At 59.6% G+C, this 12718-nt stretch carries 10 protein-coding genes and 1 tRNA gene; 7 read left to right on the top strand and 4 right to left on the bottom strand.

Going from position 1 to position 12718, the window contains the following annotated elements; all coding sequences use genetic code 11:
- Positions 1–43: 43 nt before the first annotated feature.
- Both ACYJ11_RS05200 and ACYJ11_RS05195 read right to left on the bottom strand, forming a co-directional pair.
- Complete coding sequence (locus ACYJ11_RS05200) at positions 44–838, bottom strand: DUF5781 family protein (protein ID WP_461646976.1); 795 nt, start codon at positions 836–838, stop codon at positions 44–46.
- 66 nt (positions 839–904) lie between these two features.
- Entirely contained in the window at positions 905–2098 is a 1194-nt protein-coding gene (locus ACYJ11_RS05195; RefSeq protein ID WP_461646975.1) for a trans-sulfuration enzyme family protein, read from the bottom strand.
- 203 nt (positions 2099–2301) lie between these two features.
- Here ACYJ11_RS05195 and ACYJ11_RS05190 point away from each other — a divergent pair, with 203 nt between their 5' ends.
- On the top strand, positions 2302–4488 hold the full coding sequence (locus ACYJ11_RS05190) for an elongation factor EF-2 (RefSeq protein ID WP_461646974.1): 2187 nt from the start codon (positions 2302–2304) through the stop codon (positions 4486–4488).
- 172 nt (positions 4489–4660) lie between these two features.
- Here ACYJ11_RS05190 and ACYJ11_RS05185 read toward each other — a convergent pair whose 3' ends face one another.
- Entirely contained in the window at positions 4661–5716 is a 1056-nt protein-coding gene (locus ACYJ11_RS05185) for a peptidase (RefSeq protein ID WP_461647376.1), read from the bottom strand.
- 149 nt (positions 5717–5865) lie between these two features.
- Between ACYJ11_RS05185 and ACYJ11_RS05180 the strand changes: the two genes are divergently transcribed.
- From ACYJ11_RS05180 to ACYJ11_RS05155, 6 genes are all read left to right on the top strand, one after another.
- The gene (locus tag ACYJ11_RS05180; RefSeq protein ID WP_461646973.1) at positions 5866–6087 is read left to right on the top strand and encodes a hypothetical protein; all 222 of its coding nucleotides are present in this window, start codon (positions 5866–5868) and stop codon (positions 6085–6087) included.
- A gap of 79 nt (positions 6088–6166) precedes the next feature.
- Positions 6167–6700: an amino acid-binding protein gene (locus ACYJ11_RS05175; RefSeq protein ID WP_461646972.1), complete on the top strand. Its 534-nt coding sequence runs from the start codon at positions 6167–6169 to the stop codon at positions 6698–6700.
- Positions 6697–7641 carry a homoserine dehydrogenase gene (locus ACYJ11_RS05170; RefSeq protein ID WP_461646971.1) on the top strand — a complete coding sequence of 315 codons (945 nt, stop codon included), beginning with the start codon at positions 6697–6699 and terminating at the stop codon, positions 7639–7641. Before ACYJ11_RS05175 ends, ACYJ11_RS05170 begins: the two co-directional genes overlap by 4 nt.
- Positions 7642–7916: 275 nt before the next feature.
- Positions 7917–9182: a translation elongation factor EF-1 subunit alpha gene (tuf, locus tag ACYJ11_RS05165; protein ID WP_005537153.1), complete on the top strand. Its 1266-nt coding sequence runs from the start codon at positions 7917–7919 to the stop codon at positions 9180–9182.
- A gap of 3 nt (positions 9183–9185) precedes the next feature.
- A complete protein-coding gene (gene rpsJ / locus ACYJ11_RS05160) occupies positions 9186–9497 on the top strand; it encodes a 30S ribosomal protein S10 (RefSeq protein ID WP_004590697.1) in 312 nt (103 codons plus the stop codon).
- Between the two features lie 138 nt (positions 9498–9635).
- Positions 9636–9707 (top strand) — tRNA-Ala (locus tag ACYJ11_RS05155).
- Between the two features lie 199 nt (positions 9708–9906).
- Here ACYJ11_RS05155 and ACYJ11_RS05150 read toward each other — a convergent pair.
- Positions 9907–10785 carry a PD-(D/E)XK nuclease domain-containing protein gene (locus ACYJ11_RS05150; RefSeq protein ID WP_461646970.1) on the bottom strand — a complete coding sequence of 293 codons (879 nt, stop codon included), beginning with the start codon at positions 10783–10785 and terminating at the stop codon, positions 9907–9909.
- Positions 10786–12718 lie beyond the last annotated feature (1933 nt).

Raw genomic sequence — 12718 nt, 5'->3', positions numbered from 1 at the left:
AACACGGTCCGTCGGTAATCCGACAGCACCGGGACATCCGGCTTCAGTCTGCCGCGCGACTGCCGCCGCCGGCGTACGCGCGAGTCACGTCGACGAGCGCCTTCCGGAATTCGGACTCGTCCGGTTCGGGCGAGAGTGCCGCGAAATGGTGCTTGAATTCCGCGAGGTCGACCGATTCGGCGTCCTGTGCCGCGGCGTGTGCGAGGTCGTACAGGCGGTGGTCCGAGCCGACCAGATCGTGGCGCTCACACAGCGCAAGAGCGAACGCTGCGTTGACAGCTGTGATGTCCGGATCTGCAGCCGGCGTCAGCCGTGCGGCCGGTTCGCTGGGGTGGCGCACCCGGGTCAGCGATGCCGAGCGATCCCAGGTCGGCGGATCGCCGGGGCGGTCCGCGACGGCAGCCGCGAGGCTGGCTTCCAGAAACGGCACCAGCTTGTCGCCGGGAACCACCGGCATCCAGATATCGTCGGCGTAGACGTCCTTCATGTGGTTGGCGATCTGGTAACAGTGCGTGAGCTTTCGCTGTTCGACCGATCGCCCCGCCAGCGCGAGGTAAATGGCTTCTCGCGTCGATTGTGTGTGCGATGGATGCCCGCATTCGTGGTGGTGCATGTGTGCGTACTCGTGTAACGCGAGTTCGCGGGCCATTGCGCTCGTGGCGACCTGGCGGGAGATCGTCAGCTTATGGGCGTCGTCGCTGTGGCTGACGCGGGTACGCTCGTCAGGGTCCTCCCGGACCCGGACAGTCACTGGTCGGTTCAGGTCGTGTTCCGTCGAGAAGAGGTCCCTCGCTCCGAGAAACGGTTCGGCCGGCCCACCCTGCACGTGCACGTCCATGTGTCACTATATCACGGGGCGAAGCGCTATTAATGCACGGGTGGGGGCAGCGTTCGCGTGCAGCGATCAGGACTCAAGCGCCGCGAAACCACGCTCCAGGTCGGCCCGGAGGTCCTCGACGTCCTCGATCCCCACCGAAAGGCGGATGAGTGTATCGGAGATGCCGAGGTCGTCCCGCGCCGCCGGTGAGAGCGGTTCGTGTGTCATCGCTGCCGGAAGCTCCGCTAGGCTCTCGACACCACCGAGGCTGACTGCCAGCGTCACCGTCTCTAACGCTTCGAGAAAACGCTTGGCATCGGCCATCTCTCCGGTCAGTTCGAACGAAAGTACGCCGCCAAAGCCCTGCATCTGCTCGCGGGCGAGGTCGTGCTGTGGATGGCTCTCTAACCCCGGGTAGTGGACCGTTTCGACGCGCTCGTGGTCCTCGAGGTACCGCGCAAGGGCCATGGCGTTGTTCTCGTGGCGAGTCATCCGGACACCCAGCGTCTTGATGCCCCGCGAGATCAGGTAGCTGTCGAACGGGGCAAGCATGTTCCCGAGGGCGATCTGCTGGCGGAACTCTACCGGTTCGGCGACCTCGGGGTCGTCGGTAATCAGCGCGCCGCCGACGGCATCGCTGTGGCCGTTGAGGTACTTCGTTGTGCTGTGGACCACGAGGTCCGCACCGAGCGACAGCGGCTGCTGGAAGTACGGACTCGCGAAGGTGTTGTCGACCCCGACCGTCGCGTCGTAGTCGGCGGCGACGGCCGCAATCGCGTCGATGTCACAGAGTCTGATACCCGGGTTCGTCGGGGTCTCGACCCAGACTAGCTCTGTTGCCGGTGTCATCGCGGCCGCTACAGCGTCGACATCGGTCGCGTCGACGAACTCCACGTCGACACCGAGCTGGTCCCGGAACAGCGTTTCAAACATTCGTCGCGTGCCCGCGTAGAGGTCGTCGAACGCGACGACGTGATCGCCCGGCTCGACCAGTGAGAGTACCGCTGTTGCGACGGCTGCCGTCCCCGAACTGAAGGCATAGGCCCGCTCTCCGCCTTCGAGCGCGGCTAACTCCTGTTCGAGGCCGTGTCGTGTCGGGTTCGACAGCCGCGAGTAGAGGAATTCTCCCTCCCCGGGGTCGATGTCCTCTAGAGACAGGTCCGTGTCGAGCCCGGCCAGTTCGTAAGTCGAGGAGAGGTGTATCGGGAGCGTGACGTCCCCTGCTGCTGACGCCGTCTCAGTATCGACTGCGATCGTGTCGAGGTGTGGACGCCGAGTCATACGCTTCCCTCTGCTGGCTGGCGCTAATACCTTTGCAATCATTACTCATTCGACTGCAAATAATTATAATCACTGAGCATACGCCTTTAGTTATCCATCGGTCGGAATGCCAGACCATGCCACGCGAACGGCCGGATTTCGAGCGGTCACGGCCGTAGTGAAACACTATCCTTTTGACCCTGCTGTTGATAGAAAGCTGTATAATGGGCCGACGTAAGAAAATCGTCCAAGAATGTGAGACACTGATGGACGATCCGGAGCACATCCGGAACATCGCCATCGCTGCTCACGTCGATCACGGAAAGACGACGCTGACAGACAATCTGCTGGCCGGTGCCGGCATGATTTCCGACGACACTGCCGGCGAACAGCTGGCGATGGACACCGAGGAAGACGAACAGGAACGTGGGATCACCATCGACGCGGCTAACGTTTCGATGACCCACGAGTACGAGGACCAGAACCACCTCATCAACCTTATCGACACCCCTGGCCACGTCGACTTCGGTGGCGACGTGACCCGCGCGATGCGTGCCGTCGACGGCGCGCTGGTGGTCGTCGACGCCGTCGAGGGCGCAATGCCCCAGACCGAGACGGTGCTCCGGCAGGCGCTCCGCGAGGGCGTCAAGCCGACGCTGTTCATCAACAAGGTCGACCGCCTCATCTCCGAGCTTCAGGAAGGCCCCGAAGAGATGCAGAAGCGCCTGCTTGCGGTCATCCAGGACGTCAACGAACTCATCCGCGGCATGACCGAGGAGATGGACGACATCGAGGACTGGACGGTCTCCGTCGAGGAAGGGACTGTCGGCTTCGGCTCCGCGCTGTACAAGTGGGGCGTCTCGATGCCGTCGATGGAGCGGACCGGCATGGACTTCGGCGAAATCATGGAGCTTGAGCGCAACGACAAGCGTCAGGAACTCCATGAGCGCACACCGCTGTCCGACGTGGTGCTCGACATGGTGTGTGAGCACTTCCCCAACCCCGTCGACGCCCAGCCGATGCGCGTTCCGCGTATCTGGCGTGGTGACGCCGAATCCCAGCTCGCCGACGACATGCGGCTGGTCAACGAGGACGGCGAAGTCGTCCTGATGGTTACTGACATCGGTGTCGACCCTCACGCCGGCGAAATCGCCGCCGGTCGTGTCTTCTCCGGCACGCTGGAGAAGGGTCAGGAGCTGTACGTCTCCGGGACTGCGGGCAAGAACCGCATCCAGAGCGTCGGCATCTACATGGGTGGCGAGCGCGAGGAAGTCGACCGCGTCCCCGCCGGGAACATCGCCGCCGTCACGGGCCTCAAGGACGCTATCGCTGGCTCCACTGTCTCCAGCGAGGAGATGACGCCGTTCGAGTCCATCGAGCACATCTCGGAGCCGGTCATCACGAAGTCCGTCGAGGCACAGAACATGGACGATCTGCCGAAGCTCATCGAGACGCTCCAGCAGGTCGCCAAGGAAGACCCAACCATTCAGGTCGAAATTAACGAGGACACCGGCGAGCACCTCATCTCCGGGCAGGGTGAGCTTCACCTCGAAGTCATCGGCCAGCGTATCGAGCGCAACCAGGGTATCCCGATCAACACCGGTGAGCCGATTGTTGTCTACCGCGAGGCCCCGCAGGAAGACAGTCGCGAAGTCGAAGGTCGGTCGCCGAACAACCACAACCGCTTCTACATCAGCATCGAGCCGCTCGGCGAGGACATCGTCGAGACGATCAAGATGGGCGAGGCGTCGATGGATATGCCGGAACTGGAGCGCCGTGAAGCGCTGCAGGAGGCCGGTATGGACAAGGACGACTCCCAGAACATCGAGCACATCCACGGGACCAACATCCTGCTCGATGAGACGAAGGGTATCCAGCACCTCAACGAGACGATGGAGCTCGTCATCGAAGGTCTCGAAGAGGCCCTCGACGACGGTCCGCTCGCGTCCGAGCCGGTACAGGGGTCGCTCATCCGTCTCCACGACGCCCGCCTCCACGAGGACGCCATCCACCGCGGTCCGGCCCAGGTCATCCCGGCCGTCCGCGAGGCCGTGCACAACTCCCTCATCGACGCCAGTATCAAGCTGCTGGAGCCGATTCAGCAGGTCCGCATCGACGTGCCCAATGACCACATGGGCGCTGCGAGCGGCGAGATTCAGGGCCGCCGTGGCCGCGTCGACGACATGTACCAGGAAGGCGACCTGATGGTCGTCGAAGGCGTCGCGCCGGTCGACGAGATGATCGGCTTCTCTTCCGACATCCGCTCCGCGACCGAGGGCCGTGCCTCCTGGAACACCGAGAACGCCGGCTTCCAGGTCCTTGCCGACAACCTCCAGCCCGACAAGATCAGCGAGATCCGCGAGCGCAAGGGGATGAAGCAGGAACTGAACCCGGCCATCGACTACTTCTAGACCACCTTTTTCCCGCTCGGGTGAGCGCTACGCGCTCACCTCTCGCGGCAAAAACGTGGGCGAAAAAGGCGCGAATCGCGGAGCGATTCGCGGGAAACCGCGCGCCGTCGGCGCGCGGTATGCGTGTCCGCTCCGCCTCGTCTGATTTCACTGCGTCTGTACTCGTTTTCGGCTATTCCGCTTCTGTCTGCGCCCGTAATCGATCGATACGGTTCCCCAGCGGCGGCGATTTCGAGAACGGGTTCGGGATGCGACGTCGGGACGGTTCCATGTCGTGGACGTCGGCGTACCGTTCGAGGGCGTTCGCGACGGTCTCCGGGCCAACGCGCTCGGCCGCGTAGTCGTCGGCTGCCCGGACGCCGCGGCGAGTGACCCACAGGCTTACCATGATGAGTCCGAGACTCGTACCGACGAGGGGCCACAGCGGGCCGACGTCGGCCAGTGCCACGAACAGCGGAACTACTGCGACGAGCAGGCCACCGGCGAGTCTGAGTAGTACCTGTGCCTCCTGACGACCCGCTTCCACCGCAAGTGACGCCGTCGCAGTCTCGTCGTCGTAGCTGTCGAGGAACGTGCTCGTCACGAATAACCGTCGGTATCGGCCGAACCCTCGGATGGTTGCGCTCGCCGTCTCCTCCTTATTAGTGTCGAGCACCCGGACGTCACGGACAGCTACCCCGGCGCGCTGTCTGAGCGAATCGAGCCGTTCGTCAGTCGCTTCTGCCGGCCTGTGAGTCGACCGTAATAGTGGGATATGCCACGGTGCTGTAGCAAGTACGGCAACAAAGAATACGACGAAGAGGGCAAACAGCGCAGGCGACCCGAGTCCAATTTCAAGCGGTGCGACGCCGACGGTCACCAACACGGACAGCCCGAGGACGTACCGTCCCATCCGGACGAGCGCCCCGCCGGTCGTGAGTTCGATGTCCCGGACGCTTCGGACGCCGCGAACGGTCGGCGCGTAGGCGATCAGTCCCACGACGCCTGCGGCGAGCAGTTCGGTGAACGTCGCCAGCAACGTTTCGACCGCTCCAGTCCCTCCGCCGACCACTGCGTAGCCGAGTCCGACCAGCCGAAAGACGGCGTACGACAGCAGGGCGAATGGGAATAGGAGACCGAGGTACAACTGCCGATATCTGGCGACGGGGTTCGAGAGCCGCTGTACGACTGCGCTTCCGAGTGCGCCGAGGACGATTCCAATGACGGCGAGGACACCGACGAGGAACACCGCCGTCCCTATCGCTATCGGTGATGACTGGAGGGCGTACACATACGACACGCTTCACCGGTGAGGAAAAAACGTAGCGTTCCCTGCCAGTGATTGTCTCGACGGAGGCAGGCCCCACGTTTAGGTCTACTGGCGTCGAACGGCCGGATATGAGTGAGCGTCTGCATCAGATTGTGGACCTTCTCGTCGCTGCTGTCATCGCCGGCACGTCGACGTTCATCTGGAGTTTCGTCCTCCCGACGGGGCTGGCGTTGACGCTTGCGGGGATGTTCGCAGCGATGTACTACTTCTCGCGTAACCCCTGGGGGTCGCCCCGCGGCGAGGCGTACAACGAGTGGATCGACGACCTGTACGATCGGTTTCTGCCCTGAGACCAAACGAACGGTTTCTTATACGTGCCCCTGCTGAGTCATCCACAATGAGCCGAGATACTCAGGAGGTGAGCGGGCGATGAGTGACTCGACCGACGAGGTACGGTCCTACACAGTTCGGCTGGAACTGGTCGACGAACCGGGCGAACTGTTGCGGGCGCTCGAGCCCATCGCCACAAGCGGCGGGAACCTCCTCTCTATCTTCCACGAGCGGGGGAACGTGACCCCACGGGGGCACATCCCTGTGGAGGTCGATCTGGAGGCGACCCCCGAGCGGTTCGACGGGATCGTCGACGCACTCCGGGACGCGGGCATCAACGTTATTCAGGCCGGGGCCGAGCAGTACAGCGAGGCGCTGACGATTATTCTCACAGGCCACCTCGTCAACACTGACCTCTCCGACACGCTCTCGCGGATCCACGAATCCACAGACGCGACCGTGACCGACCTCTCGCTGTCGGCACCGGGGGGAACGGAAGATGCCTCCAGTGCGCGCATCCGACTGGCGACCGAGGAGGGGGCGGTCGACGAGGCGATGCGGTCCATCCGTACCGTCGCCGACGAGAAGGGACTCCACGTCATCGAACCCCTCGCTGCGGGAGGTGACGCATGAGGCTCGCCGTCATCGGAGCCGGTGCCGTCGGCTCCGCCGTCGTCGAACTGGCGAGCGACCACGGCCATTCGGTTACTGCGTTTGCCGATTCCAGCAGCGCCGTCATCGATAGCGCCGGTATCGACACTGCCGAAGTGCTCGACCGGAAGCGAACCGACGGTGTCGTCGGGAACGACGCACCAGAGGACGCGCTTTCGGCCGAGTACGACGTGCTTGTCGAGGCGACGCCGACGACGCTCGGCGACGCCGAACCGGGCTTTAGCCACGTCCAAGCCGCCCTCGAACGGGACCGCCACGCCGTGCTGGCGAACAAAGGTCCGGTCGCCGAACGGTACGCGGACGTTCGCTCGCTAGAACACGAAAGCGAGGGGTCCGTGCTGTTCGAGGCGACCGTCGGCGGTGCGATGCCGATTCTCTCGACTATCGACGACTTCGACCCGAGTCACATCACCGCCGTTCGCGGGGTACTCAACGGCACGGCGAACTTCATCCTCTCGCGGATGGCGACCGAAGGGCTCGACTACGAGCACGTCCTCGCGGAAGCGCAGGATCTGGGCGTCGCCGAAGCCGACCCGACCTTCGACGTAGACGGGACTGACGCAGCGCTGAAAGGCGTCATCATCGCGAACGTCCTGTCAGACGACGAAACGGAGTACACGCTCGACGATGCCGAGGTCGAGGGAATTCAAGAAATCTCTGGCAGCGCGCTCGAACTCGCCCGGGCGGACGGCCGGACTGTCCGACTCATCGCTGAGGTCGTCGAGGGCTCTGTCCGTGTCGGCCCGCGACTTGTGCCGGACAATGCGCCGCTCGCTGTCTCTGGAACCCGGAACATTGCCCAACTGGAGACCGAGCACGCCGGCCAGCTCAATATTTCCGGTCGCGGCGCTGGCGGTCCGGAGACGGCGAGCGCGGTGCTTGCCGATATCGGCCGGCTGTAACAGGACAGCAGGATTTCTAACGCGGCCGCGTCGTTTCTCGCATTCGCTGCCTTTCCCACCCACCAGTTCCGTTTGTCACTCCGAAAGACACTGATCCGGTTGTGACTGCCGGTATCAGCAGCCCCTCACACTAAGTCATCGGGTGTCACACTACCATGGCATGGCGTGCCGAATCGCAAGAAAGCGACGGGCTGACGCTTACACGCTTTCGAAATCGTTTTATGAACCACCAGCTAATAAACCCGATACAGCGCCTCTGCGCGTGAGAGATAACAATGAGCGACGAACAACACCAGAACCTGGCCATCATCGGTCACGTCGACCACGGGAAAAGCACGCTCGTCGGCCGACTCCTGTACGAGACAGGGTCGGTACCGGAGCACGTCATCGAACAGCACAAGGAAGAAGCCGAAGAGAAGGGCAAGGGCGGATTCGAGTTCGCCTACGTCATGGACAACCTCGCCGAAGAGCGTGAGCGTGGTGTCACCATCGACATCGCCCACCAGGAATTCAGCACTGACGCCTACGATTTCACCATCGTGGACTGTCCTGGTCACCGCGACTTCGTGAAGAACATGATTACCGGCGCGTCCCAGGCCGACAACGCCGTCCTGGTCGTCGCCGCCGACGACGGTGTCCAGCCGCAGACCCAGGAGCACGTGTTCCTGGCCCGCACCCTGGGCATCGGCGAGCTCGTCGTCGGTGTCAACAAGATGGACCTCGTCGACTACGGCGAGTCTGAGTACAAGCAGGTCGTCGAAGAGGTCAAGGATCTCCTCACTCAGGTCCGCTTCGACCCTGACAACGCCAAGTTCATTCCGCTCTCGGCGTTCGAAGGCGACAATGTCGCCGAGGAGTCCGAGAACACGGACTGGTACGACGGCGAAATCCTGCTGGAAGCACTCAACAACCTGCCGGCTCCGGAGCCGCCGACGGACGCGCCGCTCCGACTGCCGATTCAGGACGTCTACACCATCTCCGGTATCGGTACGGTCCCGGTTGGCCGTGTCGAGACGGGTATCCTGAACACCGGCGACAACGTCAGCTTCCAGCCGTCTGACGTCTCCGGTGAAGTGAAGACCGTCGAGATGCACCACGAGGAAGTCCCGAAGGCCGAGCCCGGTGACAACGTCGGGTTCAACGTCCGCGGCGTCGGCAAGGACGACATCCGACGCGGTGACGTCTGTGGTCCGGCTGACGACCCGCCATCGGTCGCCGAGACCTTCCAGGCCCAGATTGTCGTGATGCAGCACCCGTCCGTCATCACCGAGGGTTACACGCCGGTCTTCCACGCTCACACGGCACAGGTCGCCTGTACCGTTGAGTCCATCGACAAGAAGATCGACCCGTCCTCCGGTGAGGTCGCCGAGGAGAACCCCGACTTCATCCAGAACGGGGACGCTGCCGTCGTGACGGTCCGCCCACAGAAGCCGCTCAGCATCGAGCCGTCCTCCGAGATTCCGGAGCTCGGCTCCTTCGCTATCCGCGACATGGGTCAGACCATCGCCGCCGGCAAAGTCCTCAGCGTCAACGAGCGATAACGTATGTCCCAGCAGGCACGCGTTCGGCTCGCGGGCACAAGCCCCGAGGACCTCGACGACATCTGCGCCGACGTGCGGGAGATCGCGAACAAGACCGGTGTCGAACTCTCCGGTCCTGTTCCACTCCCAACCAAGACGCTGGAAGTTCCCAGCCGCAAGTCCCCCGACGGTGAGGGGACTGCGACGTGGGAACACTGGGAGATGCGCGTCCACAAGCGGCTCATCGATATCGACGCCGACGAACGGGCACTGCGCCAGCTGATGCGCATCCAGGTTCCCAACGACGTCTCCATCGAGATCGTCCTCGAGGACTAATCTCCGGGGGCTGTCGCTTCGCGACAGCGTCGGTGTGCCACCCGTCCGAACCGCTGGCCGGGACAGTGTGAATCGCTATCGAAGGCCGCTCTCACGCGCAGGGTTTTTATAACTCCGCGTTCGAGTGGCAGACCACGCGGGCTCGTAGATCAGTGGCAGATCGCTTCCTTCGCAAGGAAGAGGCCCCGGGTTCAAATCCCGGCGAGTCCATGCGAATTTCGCTCGTTCGGTAATCGCCCCAAGGCAGTCGTTCTTTATATAACCTACACACCGTTGAGCCGTGTGTTCGCTCCGTCGTGAGGCACAGTTTGCCGGTAGTGTGTTCATGATTTCTTCGAATCCACCCCTCGCTGTATGGTGGTTTTTGAGAATGAACGAAGCTATTGTAGAATACCGGTGGTTCCTTATTCTACTGAATGACTTTCACTTCAACGTCGAACTCATCACCCGATTTACTCCGTCTCCCGGTGAGGTCTGACTCCAGATTAGACTTATCAACAATTTCTGAGTTCCCGTCCCAAACTACAGCGAAGAGATTTGCGCAATTTTCGTGAGAATGGTAGCTCTCAATATCTATTTTCAGCTCATCTCCAATCCCGTTTGCATGGCTACTGTTTCGAACGTACTTTGTTTCTACAATAGACGAAATCTCAGGGACAGAAACATCTACTCTCTTCGAAGAAGTGGCGTGCTTCGGCGTCCATTCCTCAATTCTTGCTGTTTGAAACGTTGGCTTAATAACTGCAAGCAGGAGGTCTTGAATATCGTTCTCACAGGTGACCTCAAACGGAGGTCTGTCCTCTCGTCGGTCTTGTAGGAATAGAGCCGACTCTTTTATATTGAACAACATATCTTTCAATGCTGTAATATTATCAGCGACGGGTGAATCCCCTCTAACTTGATACCGGTGGGGTTTATGACCCGATAATAGCGACTCAAGCCCGTCTGTGATAAAGGCGGCAAAGCACCATGGGTTTACGTTTTCTTCCCCTTCAGCCCACTCAGCGTACTCTTTGGCTCGGTTCCGGACTTTCTCGTTATCGACCCCTTCTAATGCTTCTTTAGGAGTGCATCCCTCATCGCGTAGTTTCAGGAAACGGTCGTATGCTCGGGCCGATTCAACGAATTCTACTATCTCCGCTGGTTCGAATTCTATCCTATAACTGCGGAACTCCTCATCGTCTTCACTCCAGAACCGAGCCGTGGTACTCCCGTCGTACTCTAATGATTTCAACTCATCTTCGATTCCTTTGTTTAGAAAATCAAAGTAGTGACCGAAAGCCTTCATAAATTGTACAGAGTGTTCAGCAACGAAAGGTTTGCCCTGCAGTCTGTCGAGAGCGAAGGTTAGGACATACTACCGATTTGTGTTAGATTTTATCGTATCATTCCCGTCTTCACCGCGATGAGGGGGAGAAAGTGGATTCAAGCTTCAACTCTGCAGTGGCTCAGAACACCGGGGTTCGGTTCTGCGGTGATGCAATCCACACCAGAGATGAACCCCACATCTCTGTCTACACTCCCCGCCTCATCGCATTGAACCTCAGTGAGTTAGTTCTCTGAACCACCGTACAAACTATCCCTCTATTGCCTCCCATTCTTTCTAATCTTGAAGTGGCGACCTCAATAGATAGCGCGATGAGGCAGGTTCAGTAGACACCATTTCACCTCAATCAGCGGGCCGGCTCATTTTGTGGAACCTCTGGTACACAACCCTGAACTTCCGGCACGACAGGCAGGCCGACTGCGCGGTTAGCACACGAAGGTGCGGGCCTGAGGTACACTTAGGTAACCTCGCCTCAGAATTCTGCCAATTTTAACTTCAATTTGGCGTTTCCTGTAGAGCCGTTTTTCAGAGAGTATGAGTATGGAAAAGCAGAGTGTATGGAGAAAACATTAGAATATTTATAGTTTCGCTAAGACTATCAACGGGATTTATACAACTATCTCAACCTATCGGCAGTTACTAACCAACTGTTTGTGACTTGATAATGTGGCACTAACTGACCTAATCCCGTTCATCGGGATTCCAATGCTTATAATGACAGGTGCGGTCACAATTGATTCCCACAGTCGAAACAAGTACGCTACTCCGTGGTTCCTTCTCGTTAGTGTAATTGGATTGTTTGGTGTGGTGTTTTATTATGTCACAATCCGCACAGAGGAACGCGCGGAATCACCCCCTGCCCCGTCAACTCTAACCCGAATCGCATTACCACTTCTCTCTCTTGTAGGCGCACTTTGTGCCTTCGCGGGGATAATCGGGATAATCGGTGCGTTGCGTGGTGACGGCTCTATTGTTGCTTTTCTATACGGATTTCCCGCGTTAGCGATTGGATTTCTACTTTATTACGACTATAGCTTCGGTGACTTCGAGAGACAAAAATTGTTCGTAGAATGTCTTTATGCGTTCTCTCTCGGAAGCGTTCTTGCCCTTTCGTTGTTTCCTCGGGAATTCGCCAGTCAATTTATCTCATATCACATGGGAACCGCTATCATTCTCTTAATCACAGTTCTATTTCCCCTCGGTTGGTATGCTTTCAGAAAGAAAGACGACGGTTGCCTATCTGTTGAAGGGGCTTAATAACTTCCACAGCTATTCTCTGTGTGGTGAGCCGACCTTCTCCTTGCCGTTCCGGGGTTAGTCACCATCCACATCAGAAGGTGCCTAGAACCCCGTAGGCGGTGCGTGGTCATTCTTGAAGATTTAGATGGTTCACGCGATGACGGCGCGTTTGGTTAGAGTGAGAAACAGAACTCCCAAACAAGCAGAGAATACGAGAACTACTTCAATGTGGTCTAAAACCGCCCCGTCATCGCGTTTGAGATTCGAATTAAACTGAGATTGGTAGTTCTACCTCCAACCGCTGAGTCGCCACTCTCAATGACCGTCCACCCTATGGAATGGTAACGGGTATAAGTACCCCATCCCCGTCACTCTCGACTCTTAGCGGTTGAACTGTGCATCAGATACCCCATACTTGTCTATGTCTCTGCTCGCGGGTTCGCTTTCGCCTACTGTCCACGACCTGAGTTTCGCCGCCACCTTCCCGTACGCTTTGAATAGTCGTCGCTGTTGCTCGGTTGGAAGACTATCGTAGTAGTCCTGAAACGTACTCGGCCAATTCGCACGTGCGTTTGGATGTGACTGGCGCTCATCGCGTTCATCCTCTTTCACCAAGTACAGACAAACGCAGAACGCAGAGAGTCGAATGTCGTAG

This window comes from Haloarcula sp. H-GB5, from assembly GCF_054850705.1.
The sequence above is the reverse complement of the archived record's forward strand: the minus strand, read 5'-3'. Positions and strand labels throughout refer to the sequence as shown.

Excerpts from the sequence above, each read along its gene's own strand:
- ACYJ11_RS05200 (WP_461646976.1), bottom strand. The coding sequence starts at position 838 with ATGGACGTGCACGTGCAGGGTGGGCCGGCCGAACCGTTTCTCGGAGCG.
- ACYJ11_RS05195 (WP_461646975.1), bottom strand. The coding sequence starts at position 2,098 with ATGACTCGGCGTCCACACCTCGACACGATCGCAGTCGATACTGAGACG.
- ACYJ11_RS05190 (WP_461646974.1), top strand. The coding sequence starts at position 2,302 with ATGGGCCGACGTAAGAAAATCGTCCAAGAATGTGAGACACTGATGGAC.
- ACYJ11_RS05180 (WP_461646973.1), top strand. The coding sequence starts at position 5,866 with ATGAGTGAGCGTCTGCATCAGATTGTGGACCTTCTCGTCGCTGCTGTC.
- ACYJ11_RS05175 (WP_461646972.1), top strand. The coding sequence starts at position 6,167 with ATGAGTGACTCGACCGACGAGGTACGGTCCTACACAGTTCGGCTGGAA.
- ACYJ11_RS05170 (WP_461646971.1), top strand. The coding sequence starts at position 6,697 with ATGAGGCTCGCCGTCATCGGAGCCGGTGCCGTCGGCTCCGCCGTCGTC.
- tuf (WP_005537153.1), top strand. The coding sequence starts at position 7,917 with ATGAGCGACGAACAACACCAGAACCTGGCCATCATCGGTCACGTCGAC.
- rpsJ (WP_004590697.1), top strand. The coding sequence starts at position 9,186 with ATGTCCCAGCAGGCACGCGTTCGGCTCGCGGGCACAAGCCCCGAGGAC.
- ACYJ11_RS05150 (WP_461646970.1), bottom strand. The coding sequence starts at position 10,785 with ATGAAGGCTTTCGGTCACTACTTTGATTTTCTAAACAAAGGAATCGAA.